This is a genomic window from Geodermatophilus africanus (assembly GCF_900107105.1).
Lineage (GTDB): Bacteria > Actinomycetota > Actinomycetes > Mycobacteriales > Geodermatophilaceae > Geodermatophilus > Geodermatophilus africanus.
The window spans coordinates 225,464-239,330 of sequence record NZ_FNOT01000005.1; the positions used below are offsets into that span (position 1 = coordinate 225,464).

A 13,867-nucleotide genomic window follows, 5' to 3' on the forward strand; every position below is an offset into this window, starting at 1 on the left:
GGGCGCCCGTCGGCGAGGAACGAGCGAAGAGCGGAGCGCCCCGCGGGAGCGCAGCAGGGAGCACGGGATGAGCGCACGCACGAGCGTCGTCCTCGCCGGGGGCGGCACCGGCGGGCACATCGAGCCGATGCTCGCCCTGGCCGACGCGCTTCTGCGTCGCGGCGCGGTGATGGGCGGGCTGCGGATCACCTGCCTGGGCACCGCCCGCGGCATGGAGACCCGGCTGGTGCCCGCCCGCGGCTTCGACCTGCGGCTGATCCCGCCGGTGCCGCTGCCGCGCCGGCCCACCGTCGACCTGCTGCGGGTGCCCGGCCGGGTGGTGCGCTCGGTGTCCGAGACGCGGGCGCTGCTGCGGGAGCTGTCCGCGGACGTCGTCGTCGGCTTCGGCGGCTACGTGGCGCTGCCGGCCTACCTGGCCGCCCGCCGGGCGCGGGTGCCGGTCGTCGTGCACGAGCAGAACGCGCTGCCGGGCCTGGCCAACCGCATCGGCGCGCGGGTGGCCGCGCGGGTGGCGGTCACCGCGCCCGGCACGCCGCTGCACGGCGCCGAGCACGTCGGCATGCCGCTGCGGACGGCGATCAGCACGCTGGACCGCCCCGCCCGCCGCGCCGAGGCCCGGGCCGCCTTCGGTCTGGACGCCGACCGGCCCACGCTGCTCGTCTTCGGCGGGTCGCAGGGCGCGGCCTCGCTCAACCGGGCCGCCGTGGGCGCCGCCGACGCGCTCGCCGCCGCCGGTGTGCAGGTGCTGCACGCCCGCGGGCCCAAGAACACCGACGTGACCGTGCCGCCGCGCGCGGCCGGGCACGCCCCCTACGTCGTCGTCGACTACCTCGAGCGCATGGACCTCGCCTACGCCGCCGCCGACCTGGCCCTGTGCCGGTCCGGGGCGGTGACGGTTGCCGAGCTGTCCGCGGTCGGCCTGCCTGCGGTGTTCGTGCCGCTGCCCATCGGCAACGGGGAGCAGCGGCTCAACGCGCTGCCCGTCGTCGAGGCCGGGGGAGGACTGCTCGTGGACGACGCCGACCTGTCGCCGTCCTGGATCGAGGAGCACGTCATCCCGATGGTCACGGACCCGGCCACGCTGGTCCGGTACGCCGAGCACGCCGCGGCCGCCGGCGCCCGCGACGCCGACGACCGTCTCGCCGACATCGTGCTGGAGGTGGCCGGCACGTGAGCGCCGCAGCCGTGGCGGCCTGGACCGATCCGGTGCCGAGCCTCGAGGAGCTCGGCGCGGTGCACTTCGTCGGCATCGGCGGGGCCGGGATGAGCGGCATCGCGCGCATCCTGCTGGCTCGCGGCGTGCCCGTCTCGGGCAGCGACCGCCGCGACACCCCGACGCTGCTGGCGCTGCGGGCGCTGGGTGCCCGGGTGGAGCTGGGGCACGACCCGGCGCACCTGGGGGACGCCGACACCGTCGTCGTCTCCACCGCCATCCGCGACGACAACCCCGAGCTGGCCGCCGCCCGCGAGCGGTCCCTGAGGGTGCTGCCCCGCGCGGTGGCGCTGGCCGCGGTGATGGCCGGCAAGCGCAGCGTCGCCGTCGCCGGCACGCACGGGAAGACCTCGACGACCTCGATGCTCACCGTCGCGGTGCAGGCCTGCGGCGTGGACCCCTCCTTCGCCATCGGCGGTGACCTCAACGAGTCGGGCAGCAACGCGCACGCCGGCAAGGGCGACGTCTTCGTCGCCGAGGCCGACGAGAGCGACCGCTCCTTCCTGCTGCTGGCCCCGCACGGCGCGATCGTCACCAACGTCGAGGCCGACCACCTGGACAACTACGGCGACCTCGCCGCCGTCGAGGCCGCGTTCGACCGGTTCCTGCAGACGCTGGACCCCGCGGGCTTCGTCGTGCTGTGCGCCGACGACCCGGGCTCGGCGCGGCTGCGCACCGTGCCCATCCCCGCCCGCGTGCGCACCTACGGCGCCGCCGAGGACAGCGACCTGCGCCTGGTCGACGTCGAGGTCGGCCCGGAGACCACCGCCTGGACCGCGGTCCTCGACGGCGCGGTGCTCGGCCGGGTCTCGATCCGGGTGCCCGGCGAGCACATGGCCCGCAACAGCGCGGCCGCGCTGCTGGCCGGGCTGGAGCTGGGCCTTCCGGCGGAGCAGCTGATCACCGGTCTCGGCCGCTTCGGCGGGGTGCACCGGCGCTTCGAGCTCAAGGGCAGCGTCGGCGGGGTGCGGGTCTACGACGACTACGCCCACCACCCCACCGAGGTCGAGGCCCAGCTGCGCGCCGCACGGGCGGTGGCCGGCAGCGGCCGGGTGGTGGTGGCGTTCCAGCCCCACCTGTACAGCCGCACCCGCGAGTTCGCCGCCGCGTTCGGCGCGGCGCTCGGCCTCGCCGACGAGGTCGTGGTCATGGACGTCTACGGCGCCCGCGAGGACCCCGTCCCCGGCGTGACCGGTGCGATGGTCGCCGACGCGGTCGCCCTGCCGGCCGGGCAGGTGCACTTCGAGCCGTCCTGGTCGGCGGCGGCGCCGGCACTGGCCGAGCGCGCGCAGCCCGGCGACCTGGTGATCACCATGGGGGCGGGCAACGTGTCGATGGTCGGCCCGGAGGTGCTCGAGGCCCTGCGCGCCCGGTCCGCGCCGGGGACCGGCGACCCGGGAGGCACCGCGCGGTGAGCCGCTCGGGGACGACCACCAGCGACCGCGCCGGCGGCGGGGGGTCCTCCCGGGCCGGAGCCGAGGCGCGTCCCCGCCGCCGGCCGACCGCCCGGCGGCGGCCGCGGCGGGACACCCCGGCCGCCCGCCGGCGGCGGCTGCTCGTGCGCGGCGGCGTGCTCGCCGCCGTCCTGGGCCTGTCGGCCTGGCTGCTGTGGGGCAGCCCCGTGCTCGCCGTCGCCACCGTCCGGGTGGACGGCGCCGGCACGCTGACCGCCGCCGAGGTCGTCGACGTCGCCGGCATCGACGAGGGGACGCCGCTGCTGCGGGTCGACGTCGACGCCGCCGAGGCCCGGGTCGCCCGGCTGCCGCAGGTGGCCGACGTCGAGGTGACCCGCGGCTGGCCGCGCAGCGTCGTCGTCACCGTGGTGGAGCGGGTACCGGTCGCGGTGGTGGAGGAGTCCGGGGCCCGCTCCCTGGTCGATGCCGACGGCGTCCTCTTCGACACGGTCACCGGGTACCCGCCGGTCGGCGTGGTGCCGCTCGAGGTGGCCGACCCCGGTCCCGAGGACCCCGCCACCCGCGCCGCGCTGGCCGCCCTGGTCGCGCTGCCGGAGGACGTCCGCGTCGACCTGGCCGACGCCCGGGCGACCAGCGCCGAGGACGTCACGCTCACCCTCGAGGACGGCACCACCGTGCTGTGGGGGAGCGCCGAGCGGGCCGGCGACAAGGCCGACGCGCTGGTCGCACTGCTCGTGCAGCTGGAGAGCGGGGCACTCGAACCGGCCGGGACCATCGACGTCAGCACGCCGGCGGCGGTCGTCCTGCGGTGATCGGAGGACCCCGTCCTCCCCACCCCTCGCCAGGAGGAGGACCCCGTCCTCCTCAGCACTCGCAGGCTCGCGGCGAGCCCCTCGACGGGGCCGGCGGGGCCGCCGTGGCGGTGGCCGAGCCGCATCCGGCGGGTGCAGGTGGGCCGGTGAGCACCGGGCCGGCCAGCCGCTTCCCCGTCCCCCGCGCGACGAGCTGCCCGAGCAGCTGCGCGAGCGCTAGGCGGCCGTCGAGGAGCGCGCGGGCTTCCTGCCCGACGTCTTCGCCGCGCTGGCCTGGCGGCCGGCCGAGGCGGCGGCGTTCTTCGCGCTGCACGACGCGCTCATGGACCAGGACACCCCGGGACTGTCCACCGCCGACCGGGAGCTGGTCGTCGTCGCCACCAGCGCGGCCAACGACTGCCTGCACTGCGTGGTCGCCCACGGGGCCATCGCGCGGATCCGCGCCCGCGACCCGTACCTCGCCGACCAGGTCGCGGTCGACTGGCGCAAGGCGCCGGTGTCCGCGCGGCTGCACGCCGTGCTCGAGATCGCCGTCCGGCTGGCGGCGCAGCCGGCGACGGTCACCGCCGCCGACCTCGACCGGCTGCGTGGCCACGGCCTGACCGAGGACGACGTGTGGGACGTCGGGGCGATCGCGTCGTTGTTCGCGCTGTCCAACCGGCTGCCGCACTGGGCGGCGATCCCGCCGAACGAGGAGTTCTTCCTGATGGGACGGGTGCCCCGGCAGTAGCGGGGACTGCGCTGGGTCGCCGTCCGGTGCCAGGGCGTGTCCGGGGAGAGACGCCGCCGACACGCGCGACGCGCCGACACGCCCGACGCCGCAGATCACTTCACCGGTTCCCGGTGCCGGGCATGTTCCGGCCCTCGACCCCCACCTGAGGTCGCGGCCAGGCGGGTCGTCACGCATGGTGGTGCAGATGTGGCCAGTGCGTTGTCCGGGATGCGTGTGCACACGCCATCCCGACACGCCGGTCCCAGGAGGGTGCTTGTAGCGCCGGTGAACGCCCACCTAACTTCGTGCGCGTCGACCTAGTTGACATAACTATAAGGCTTTACTTGAGGATGAGGGTCGAGGTCGGGAGCCCCACATGACACCTCCGCACAACTACCTCGCGGTCATCAAGGTCGTCGGCATCGGCGGCGGCGGGGTGAACGCGGTTAACCGGATGATCGAGGTCGGCCTCAAGGGGGTCGAGTTCATCGCCATCAACACCGACGCGCAGGCGCTGCTGATGAGCGACGCGGACGTCAAGCTCGACGTCGGCCGTGAGCTCACCCGCGGGCTCGGCGCGGGCGCGCAGCCCGACGTCGGCCGGCAGGCCGCCGAGGACCACCGCGAGGAGATCGAGGAGGTGCTCAAGGGCGCCGACATGGTCTTCGTGACCGCCGGCGAGGGCGGTGGCACCGGCACCGGCGGCGCGCCGGTCGTCGCCTCGATCGCGCGCAAGCTCGGCGCGCTCACCATCGGCGTGGTCACCCGCCCGTTCTCCTTCGAGGGCAAGCGGCGGGCCGTGCAGGCCGAGTCGGGCATCGAGGAGCTGCGCAACGAGTGCGACACGCTCATCGTCATCCCCAACGATCGGCTGCTGCAGCTCGGCGACCGGAACGTCAGCGTCATGGACGCCTTCCGGACCGCCGACCAGGTGCTGCTCTCCGGTGTCCAGGGCATCACCGACCTGATCACCACGCCGGGTCTGATCAACCTGGACTTCGCCGACGTCAAGTCGGTCATGTCCGGCGCCGGGTCGGCCCTCATGGGCATCGGCAGCGCGCGCGGTGACAACCGCGCGCTGCTGGCCGCCGAGCAGGCGATCGCCAGCCCGCTGCTGGAGGCCTCGATGGAGGGCGCCCACGGCGTGCTGCTGTCGATCTCCGGTGGTTCGGACCTCGGCCTGTTCGAGATCAACGAGGCCGCCTCGCTGGTCTCCGACGCGGCGCACGCCGACGCCAACATCATCTTCGGCGCGGTCATCGACGACGCCCTCGGCGACGAGGTGCGGGTCACCGTCATCGCCGCCGGCTTCGACGGTGGCAAGCCGCAGGGTCGCAAGGAGGCCGGGATGGCGTCGGTGTCGGCCGCCGCGCCGGTGGCCCCGCCGACCGCCCCGCGGATGCCGGTCGTGCAGCCGCAGCCGGTCGCGGGCCTCCCGACGGGGGAGCGGCTGGTCGGCTCGGCCCAGCCGCCGCAGGCGCAGCCCCACCCGCCGTCGACCTCGCAGCTGCCCGGCCGCCCGGCTGCCGGCGGCGGCATCACCGTGCCGCCGCTGCCGCCCGTGCCGGGTGCCAACGCCAACGGCAACGCCGCGGGCCGTCGGCCGCTGTCCAACGAGGACTTCGAGGAGGAGCTCGACATCCCGGAGTTCCTCCGTCAGTGAAAGGACCACCCTTCCCCCCACGCCTCGCAGGCTCGGCGCGGGCCCCTGAACGGTGGCCGTTTCAGGCGCTCAGCACGCTCGTGGCGGGCCCCTGCACGGGGGCCGCACCCTTCCCCCCACGCCTCGCAGGCTCGGCGCGGGCCCCTGAACGGTGGCCGCTCCAGGCGCTCACCACGCTCGTGGCGGGCCCCTGCACGGGGGCCGCGCGCGTGACCCCCTGCGCTCGGCGCGCGCCGTGAGCTCCGTTCCGGCCGCCTCGCCGGCGGTGCGACCCCGACGGGTCGTCACCGACCGGCGGGGCGGCCGGTCCGCGTCTCCGTACGACTCCTTCAACCTCGGCGGGCACGTCGGCGACGACCCGGCCGCCGTCGCGGCCAACCGCGGGCGACTCGCTCGCGAGCTCGGCGTCCCCCTCGACCGGCTGGTGTGGATGGACCAGGTCCACGGCACGCGGGTCGCCGTCGTCGACGGTCCGGTCGAGGGCCCGCTGGAGGGCACCGACGCCGTCGTCACCCGCACCCCGGGGCTGGTGCTGTGCGTGCTGGTCGCCGACTGCGTCCCGGTGCTGCTCGCCGATCCCGTCGAAGGCGTCGTGGCCGGGGTGCACGCCGGGCGGGCGGGCGTGCGCGCCGGCGTCGTCCCCGCCACGCTGGCCGTCATGGCGGGTCTGGGCAGCCGCCCCGCCGACGTGACCGCGCTGCTCGGCCCGGCCGTCTGCGGCGCCTGCTACGAGGTGCCGCGGGCGATGCAGGTCGAGGTGGCCCGCGTCGCGCCCGCCGCGGCGGTGCGCACCCGCCGCGGGACGCCGGGGCTGGACCTGCGGGCCGGGTTGGCCGAGCTGCTGCGCGGCGCGGGCGTCGGGCAGGTCGTGCACGACCCGCGGTGCACCGTCGAGGACCGCTTCCTCTTCTCCCACCGCCGCGACGGCGTCACCGGGCGCCAGGCCGGGGTCGTCTGGCTCGGTTGACGGACCTCCGCGGACGCGAGCGACCGGGGGCCGTGGGTGGGCACGGAGCGGGGGAGGATCCGGCCATGACCTCTCCGGCCGAGCGCCTGCAGGCCGTCCGCGACCGCATCGCCGCCGCGGCACGCGCGGCGGGCCGGGACCCCGCCGAGGTGGGGCTGGTGGCGGTGAGCAAGACCTGGCCCGCGGCCGCCGTCCGGGAGCTCGCCGCGCTCGGCCACGCCGACTTCGGGGAGAACCGCGCCCAGGAGCTGACCAGCAAGGCCGCCGAGCTGGCCGACCTGGCGTTGCGCTGGCACATGGTGGGGCAGCTGCAGCGGAACAAGGCCGCCGCGGTCGCCCGGCTCGGCGTCGTCGTCCACTCCGTCGACCGCCTCCCGCTGGCCCGGACCCTGGCCCGGGCCGGCGCCGAGACCGGGCGGCCGGTCGAGGTGTTCCTGCAGGTCGACCTCGGCGGCCCCGAGGGGGAGCTGGCCGCCCGCGGCGGGGCCGACCCGGCCGAGGTGCCGGCGCTGGCCGACGCCGTCGCCGCCGAGGAGGGACTGGTGCTGCGCGGCCTCATGGCGGTCGCCCCGCGCGGGGTCGCGCCGGGCCCCGCCTTCGCGCGGCTGGCCGCCCTCGCCGAGCGGGTCCGCGCCGACCACCCCGGGGCGCGCGACCTCTCCGCGGGCATGACCGCCGACCTCGAGGAGGCGGTCGCCGCGGGCAGCACGCTCCTGCGTGTCGGAACCGCGCTGTTCGGGACGCGGCCCCTACCCTCCCCGGGAGACGAGTCACACCAGTCACACGGGTCGCAGCAGCCCGGGTGACCACGCGCGCGGACGAAGAGGGGCAGGGCTGATGGCCGGAGCCATGCGCAAGATGGGCATCTACCTCGGGCTCGTGGAGGACGACGACGCCCGGGCCTACGGCCGGTACGACACCCGCGAGGCGGAGGCCGACCACTACGACCGCCTCGAGGAGCGTCGGTACTCCCGGTACGCCGCCGAGGACGGCTACGCCGCCGACGCCCGGTACGACGACCGCTACGACGTGGCCGACCGCTACGAGCCGGACTACCGCGACGACGGCTACCGGGGCGACGACCGCTTCGCCGACCTCGACGCCGACCTGCCCCCGGCGCCGGACCCCGAGCCGCTCGCCCTGCCGCGTCGTCCCGCGGCCAACCGCAACCTCGGCCTGGCGCCCACCCCGAACGGCGCCAGCGCCGCCCGGCTCGGCGGACTGTCCGGCGCCGCGTCGGTGCCCGGCCCCGCGACCGCCGTGTCCGGCCCGGTGGGTGCCGCGGGCCTCGCCGTCCGCGAGCCGGTCGCCGCCACCCCCGAGCGGGCCCCCGCGCCCGCCCCGGCGCCGCAGCCCTACCGGATCACCACGCTGCACCCGCGGACGTACAACGAGGCCCGCCAGATCGGCGAGAGCTTCCGCGACGGCAAGCCGGTGATCATGAACCTGACCGAGATGGACGACGCCGACGCGAAGCGGCTCGTGGACTTCGCTGCGGGTCTGTCGTTCGGGCTGCGCGGTAGCATCGAGCGCGTCACGAACAAGGTGTTCCTCCTCAGCCCGCGGGACGTCGACGTGACGGCCGAGGACAAGGCGCGGATCCGCGAGGGTGGTTTCGCCGCCGAGTCCTAGGTCTGGCAGCAGGACCGGACCGGCACCCCGGGTGCCTTTGAACGAGCGAGGACCGTGGCACTCTTCTGGAACATCCTCTCGTCGGTCCTGCTCGTCTTCCTCGTGCTGCTGTTCGCACGGTTCGTCGTCGACTGGGTGATGGTGCTGGCCCGCAGCTGGCGTCCGTCCGGGCTGGTGGCGGCGGGTCTCGAGGTCGTCTACGCCACGACCGACCCACCGCTCAAGGCGATCCGGAAGGTGATCCCGCCGCTGAACCTGGGGTCGATCCGCCTGGACCTCGCGTTTATGGTGCTCCTGATCGCCGTGTACATCCTGCGTGGCATCGTGGACAACCTCGCGCTCGCCGCCGCGTGACCGTCGCTCCCGGCCGGGGCCGCGGCCGCGGCGGCCGATCCGAGTCGTCCGCCGCTCGTCCGACGTCGTCCCTGTTCCCGTTGTCCGACCCGAGGTGAAGTCGATGCCACTCACGCCTGCCGACGTGCACAACGTCGTCTTCAAGAAGCCCCCGATCGGCAAGCGCGGCTACGACGAGGACGAGGTGGACGCCTTCCTCGACGTGGTGGAGGCGGAGCTGGCCCGGCTGATCGAGGAGAACAACGAGCTGCGTTCCGGATCGGCGACCGGCCGCACCCCCCGCGCGGCCGACGTGCCCGAGCCGACCCCGGCGCCCGTCGTCGCCGCCCCGCCGCCCCCGCCGGCGCCCGTGCGCGAGGACGACAGCGCCCGCGCGTCGCGGATGCTGGCCCTGGCCACCGAGACCGCCGACAAGTACGTCAACGAGGCCAAGGCCCAGGCCGACCAGATGGTCGTCGCGGCCAAGACCAACAGCGAGCGGACGGTCAGCGAGGCGCGGGCCAAGAGCGAGCAGATGGTCAGCGAGGCCAAGATGCGCGCCGACTCGATGATCGGCGACGCCCGTACCCGCGCCGACACGATGGAGCGCGAGGCCCGCGCCAAGGCCGCCGCCCTCGACCAGGACGCCGAGCGCCGCCACAACGAGGTCATGGGCTCGCTCGAGGAGAAGCGCAGCAGCCTGGAGCGCAAGATCGAGGAGCTGCGCACCTTCGAGCGGGAGTACCGCACCCGGCTGCGCTCCTACCTCGAGTCGCACCTGCGCGACCTGGACAGCCGCGGCTCGGCCGAGCCGGCGTCCAACAGCCGGCAGAACCAGCACGCCAGCGCCTGAAGAAGGACCACCCTCCTCCCCACGCCTCGCAGGCTCAGGCGGGGGGCCCCTGGAGGGCGGCCGTTCCAGCACCTCACGGAGAGGCCCCCGGACACCGTCCGGGGGCCCTGTGCCCTTCCCGGGAGCGGTGAGGCGGCCGTGGCCCCGGTTACAGTCAGCGGGTGATCTTGGCTGCAGGGCTGCTGGTCCTCCTGGGCCTCGGCTCGTTCGTCGGCGGGGTCGTCACTGGCACGACGGGCCTCTACTGGGCCTGCGTGGCGGCGTGCGGGGTGGCCGCCGTGGTGCTGGTCGTGGCCCGGCTGCGGATGAGGCGTGAGGCCGGCGACTCCGACCGCAGGACCTCGGGGGCCGGGGTTCGGGCGCACCCGGCGGGCAGCCGGGCGCCCGGCGCGGGCCGCACGGCGCCGCCACCGGCAACGGTGCCCGGACCGGAGACCGCGGCGCCCCGGACGCCGGGACCGCCGCGCGAGCCGGCCGGCGCGACGGCCGTCCGCGGGACCGGGCCCGCAGCGCAGCCGCAGCCGGAACCGGACTCGGAGCCGGCTCCCGTGGCGTCGCGCCCCGACGAGCCCGCCGCCGCACCCGCCGAGGAGCCGCTCCCCGCCGCCGAGCCGGCGCCCGCCGTGCCGCTGGGGTCGGCTGCGGGCAACGGCCGCCCCGGGGAGGACACGCCGGGCCGTCGCGGCGCCCACGAGCCCCGCGAGGTCCTGGCCGACCCGGCGACGGGGGAGCCCGGCGAGGAGGACGTCGAGGTCACCGACCTGCTGCTCGTCGTCGACCTGGCCGACGAGGTGCTCGTCGTCGACGAGCACCCGCGCTACCACCTGCCCGGTTGCCCGTACCTCGAGGGCCAGGAGGGCATCGGCCTGCCGATGGTCGAGGCCCGCGCCGACGGCTTCACGCCGTGCGCCACCTGTCGCCCCGTGCGGCACCTCGCCGACACCGAGCGCTCCCGCCGCCAGGCCGCGCGCGGCAACTGAAGGAGGACCCTCCTGGGCGTCTCGGTCCCGGAGCGGCCCCGTCCCGAGGACCGCCCGCTCACCCGCCCGCGCGGGCCACCCAGAACCGCGAGCCGGCCGGGCCCTCGACGCCCTCGCCGTCCCCGGGCTGCTGCGCGTGCACCCGGACGGCGAGCACCTCGTCGGCCACCTGCTCGCCGTGCTCGGTGAGCGCCTGCGCCATCTGCTCCCCCCCGGCCCCGTCCGCGGTCCACCACAGCTCGATGCGGTCGCTGACGGCCAGCCCGCCGTTCTTGCGGGCCTCCTGCACGAGTCGCACGGCCTCGCGGACCAAACCGGCCCGCTCGAGCTCCGGGGTCAGCGCCAGGTCCAGCGCGACGGTCAGCCCGCCGCCGCTGGCCACGGTCCAGCCCTCGCGCGGGGTCTCGGTGACGACCAGGTCGCCCTCCTGCAGCGGCACGGCCGCCCCGTCGACATCGATCGACGCCGTCCCGGCGCGGTAGGCGGCCACCAGGGCCGGCGCGTCGGCGGCGGCGACCGCCCTGGCCACCGCCTGCACCTGCCCGCCGAGCCGACGGCCGACCGCGCGGAAGTCGACCTTGACGCTGACGTCGACCAGGTCGCCGCCGACGGAGGACAGGTCGGCGAGCTCCTGCACGTTGAGCTCGTCGGCCACCTCGGCGACCAGGTCGCGGGGCAGGTCCGCCCAGCCCGGCGCCGCCACGACCGCGCGCGCCAGCGGCTGGCGGGTGCGCACCCTGGCCGACGTGCGCGCCGAGCGGCCCAGCTCGACCAGCCGGCGTACCAGCGCCACCTGCTCGACCAGCGCGGCGTCCCGGGCGTATTCGTCGACCGCCGGCCAGGAGGCCAGGTGCACGCTGTCGACGGCATCCGCCAGACCAGGGGTAACTGCGCGGGACCAGACCTCCTCGGTGACGAACGGGGTGAATGGCGCCATCAGCCGGGTCAGCACGTCGAGCACCTCGTGCAGCGTGGCCAGCGCCGCCGGGTCGCCGTCCCAGAAGCGGCGCCGCGACCGGCGCACGTACCAGTTGGACAGGTCGTCGACGAACTGCGCGATCAGCCGGCCGGCGCCCTGCGTGTCGAAGTCCTCCATGGCCGCGGTGACGCCCTCGGTGACCTGCGCCAGGGTGGCCAGCGCCCAGCGGTCCAGCAGCGGCCGCTCGGCCGGCGCCGGGGCGGGACTCGCGGTCGGGTCCCAGCCGTTGGTCTCGGCGTACAGCGTGAAGAAGCTGGCGGTGTTCCAGTAGGTGAGCAGCACCTTGCGGACCACCTCGGACAGCGTCTCGTGCCCGACCCGGCGGGCGGACCACGGCGAGCCGCCGGCCAGCATGAACCAGCGGACGGCGTCGGCGCCGTGCCGGTCCATCAGCGGGATCGGCTCCAGGATGTTGCCCAGGTGCTTGCTCATTTTCCGGCCGTCCTCGGCCAGGATGTGGCCCAGGCACAGCACGTTCTCGTACGAGTTCTCCTCGAACACCAGCGTGCCGACGGCCATCAGCGAGTAGAACCAGCCGCGGGTCTGGTCGATCGCCTCGCAGATGAACTGCGCCGGGTAGGCCGCCTCGAACTCCGCCCGGTTGCGGTACGGCGCGCCCCACTGGGCGAACGGCATCGAGCCGGAGTCGTACCAGGCGTCGATGACCTGCGGCACCCGCCGGTAGGTGCCCTCCTCGCCGGGCCGCGTGAAGGTCACCTCGTCGATGAACGGCCGGTGGGGGTCCAGGTCGGACAGGTCGCGGCCGGTCAGCTGCGACAGCTCCGCCAGCGAGCCGACCACGACCATCTGTGACGGATCCGCGTCGTTGCGCCAGACCGGCAGCGGCGTCCCCCAGTACCGGTCGCGCGACAGCGCCCAGTCGACGTTGTTGCGCAGCCAGTCGCCGTAGCGGCCCCACTGGATGTGCTCGGGGTGCCAGTGCGTCTTCTCGTTCTCGGCGAGCAGCTGGTCCTTCACCGCCGAGGTGCGGATGTACCAGGACGGCTGCGCGTAGTACATGAGCGGCGTGTGGCAGCGCCAGCAGTGCGGGTAGCTGTGCTCGTACCGCTGCTCGCGCCACAGCACGCCACGGGCCTGCAGGTCCTCGACGAGGGCGGGGTCGGCGGCCTTGAAGAAGTGCCCGCCCACCAGGGGGACGTCGGCCAGGAAGTGCCCGGTCGCGTCGATCGGGTTCACCACCGGCAGCCCGTAGCCCCGGCAGACGACGAGGTCGTCGGCGCCGAACGCGGGGGACTGGTGCACCAGCCCGGTGCCGTCGTCGGTGGTCACGTAGTCGGCCAGGACGACGAAGTGCGCGTCGACCGGCCGACCGTCGGGGCCCTCGGGGAACCCCACCAGGTCGAAGGGACGGCGGTAGTGCGTCCGCTCCCAGTCGCGGCCGGTGGTGCGGGCCAGCACCTCGACGTCGTCGGTGTCGCCGAACACCGAGGCGAGCAGGGGCTCGGCGACCACCAGCGTGTCCGCGCCGCGCCGGGCCACGAGGTAGGTGACGTCGGGGTTGACCGCGACCGCGGTGTTGCTGGGCAGCGTCCACGGCGTCGTCGTCCAGACGAGCAGGTCGGCCCTGCCGGCCCACTCGCCGTCGGTGACCGGCAGCCGCACGTAGACCGAGGGGTCGGTGATCGACTCGTAGCCCTGGGCGACCTCGTGGTCGGACAGGCCGGTGCCGCAGCGCGGGCAGTAGGGCGCGACCCGGTGGTCCTCGACGAGCAGGCCCTTGCCGTGCACCTGCTTGAGCGACCACCAGACGCTCTCGATGTAGGCCGGGTCCATCGTCCAGTAGGCCGTGGACATGTCGACCCAGTAGCCCATCCGGCGGGTCAGGTCGCTGAAGGCGTCGACGTGCCGCATGACCGACTCGCGGCAGCGGGCGTTGAACTCGGCGATGCCGTAGCGCTCGATGTCGGGCTTGCCGGCGAAAGCGAGCTCCTGCTCGACGGCGATCTCCACGGGCAGGCCGTGGCAGTCCCAGCCGGCGCGGCGGGGCACGTGCCAGCCCCGCATGGTCTTGAACCGGGGGAAGACGTCCTTGAACGCGCGCGCCTCGATGTGGTGCGTGCCCGGGCGGCCGTTGGCGGTCGGCGGGCCCTCGTAGAAGTTCCACTGCGGCCGGCCGGCAGAGGCCTCGAGCGTGCGGGCGAAGACCTTGTCGGCCTCCCAGCGGCCCAGGACCTCCTGCTCCAGGGCGGGCAGGTCGACCTGAGGGGGCAGCGCGCGGAAGGGGCCGGGTGAGCTCACGGGCCGATTCTCCCACCCCGCGCGACCCGGTTCGGGGGCCGCCGCCGGT

12 protein-coding genes are annotated in these 13,867 nt (G+C 75.4%); 11 read left to right on the plus strand and 1 reads right to left on the minus strand.

The window, feature by feature from the left end; all coding sequences use genetic code 11:
* The first annotated feature begins 67 nt into the window (after positions 1 to 67).
* The 11 genes from murG to BLW63_RS11290 all read left to right on the plus strand — a co-directional run bounded on the left by murG (position 68) and on the right by BLW63_RS11290 (position 10,580).
* Positions 68 to 1,174 carry an undecaprenyldiphospho-muramoylpentapeptide beta-N-acetylglucosaminyltransferase gene (gene murG, locus BLW63_RS11240; RefSeq protein WP_091155511.1) on the plus strand — a complete coding sequence of 369 codons (1,107 nt, stop codon included), beginning with the start codon at positions 68 to 70 and terminating at the stop codon, positions 1,172 to 1,174.
* A complete protein-coding gene (gene murC, locus BLW63_RS11245) occupies positions 1,171 to 2,628 on the plus strand; it encodes a UDP-N-acetylmuramate--L-alanine ligase (protein ID WP_091155515.1) in 1,458 nt (485 codons plus the stop codon). Before murG ends, murC begins: the two co-directional genes overlap by 4 nt.
* Positions 2,625 to 3,440, plus strand: coding sequence for a cell division protein FtsQ/DivIB (locus BLW63_RS11250; protein WP_244522504.1), 816 nt, complete (start codon positions 2,625 to 2,627; stop codon positions 3,438 to 3,440). Before murC ends, BLW63_RS11250 begins: the two co-directional genes overlap by 4 nt.
* 268 nt (positions 3,441 to 3,708) lie before the next feature.
* Positions 3,709 to 4,170: a peroxidase-related enzyme gene (locus BLW63_RS11255; RefSeq protein ID WP_244522539.1), complete on the plus strand. Its 462-nt coding sequence runs from the start codon at positions 3,709 to 3,711 to the stop codon at positions 4,168 to 4,170.
* A 358-nt stretch (positions 4,171 to 4,528) separates the two neighbouring features.
* Positions 4,529 to 5,815, plus strand: coding sequence for a cell division protein FtsZ (gene ftsZ / locus BLW63_RS11260; protein WP_091155518.1), 1,287 nt, complete (start codon positions 4,529 to 4,531; stop codon positions 5,813 to 5,815).
* A 235-nt stretch (positions 5,816 to 6,050) separates the two neighbouring features.
* A complete protein-coding gene (gene pgeF / locus BLW63_RS11265) occupies positions 6,051 to 6,782 on the plus strand; it encodes a peptidoglycan editing factor PgeF (protein WP_211517083.1) in 732 nt (243 codons plus the stop codon).
* Positions 6,783 to 6,847: 65 nt separating this feature from the next.
* Positions 6,848 to 7,588: a YggS family pyridoxal phosphate-dependent enzyme gene (locus BLW63_RS11270; protein WP_091155520.1), complete on the plus strand. Its 741-nt coding sequence runs from the start codon at positions 6,848 to 6,850 to the stop codon at positions 7,586 to 7,588.
* A 31-nt stretch (positions 7,589 to 7,619) separates the two neighbouring features.
* A complete protein-coding gene (locus BLW63_RS28570; RefSeq protein WP_091155524.1) occupies positions 7,620 to 8,414 on the plus strand; it encodes a cell division protein SepF in 795 nt (264 codons plus the stop codon).
* Positions 8,415 to 8,468: 54 nt separating this feature from the next.
* Positions 8,469 to 8,768 carry a YggT family protein gene (locus tag BLW63_RS11280; RefSeq protein WP_091155528.1) on the plus strand — a complete coding sequence of 100 codons (300 nt, stop codon included), beginning with the start codon at positions 8,469 to 8,471 and terminating at the stop codon, positions 8,766 to 8,768.
* A gap of 103 nt (positions 8,769 to 8,871) precedes the next feature.
* Complete coding sequence (gene wag31 / locus BLW63_RS11285) at positions 8,872 to 9,600, plus strand: DivIVA-like cell division protein Wag31 (RefSeq protein WP_091155532.1); 729 nt, start codon at positions 8,872 to 8,874, stop codon at positions 9,598 to 9,600.
* 161 nt (positions 9,601 to 9,761) lie between these two features.
* A complete protein-coding gene (locus BLW63_RS11290) occupies positions 9,762 to 10,580 on the plus strand; it encodes a hypothetical protein (protein ID WP_091155534.1) in 819 nt (272 codons plus the stop codon).
* A gap of 58 nt (positions 10,581 to 10,638) precedes the next feature.
* Here the strand turns inward: BLW63_RS11290 and ileS are convergent, their stop codons facing one another.
* Positions 10,639 to 13,818 (minus strand): isoleucine--tRNA ligase, encoded by a 3,180-nt coding sequence (gene ileS / locus BLW63_RS11295; protein WP_091155538.1) that lies wholly within the window; start codon positions 13,816 to 13,818, stop codon positions 10,639 to 10,641.
* Positions 13,819 to 13,867: the final 49 nt, after the last annotated feature.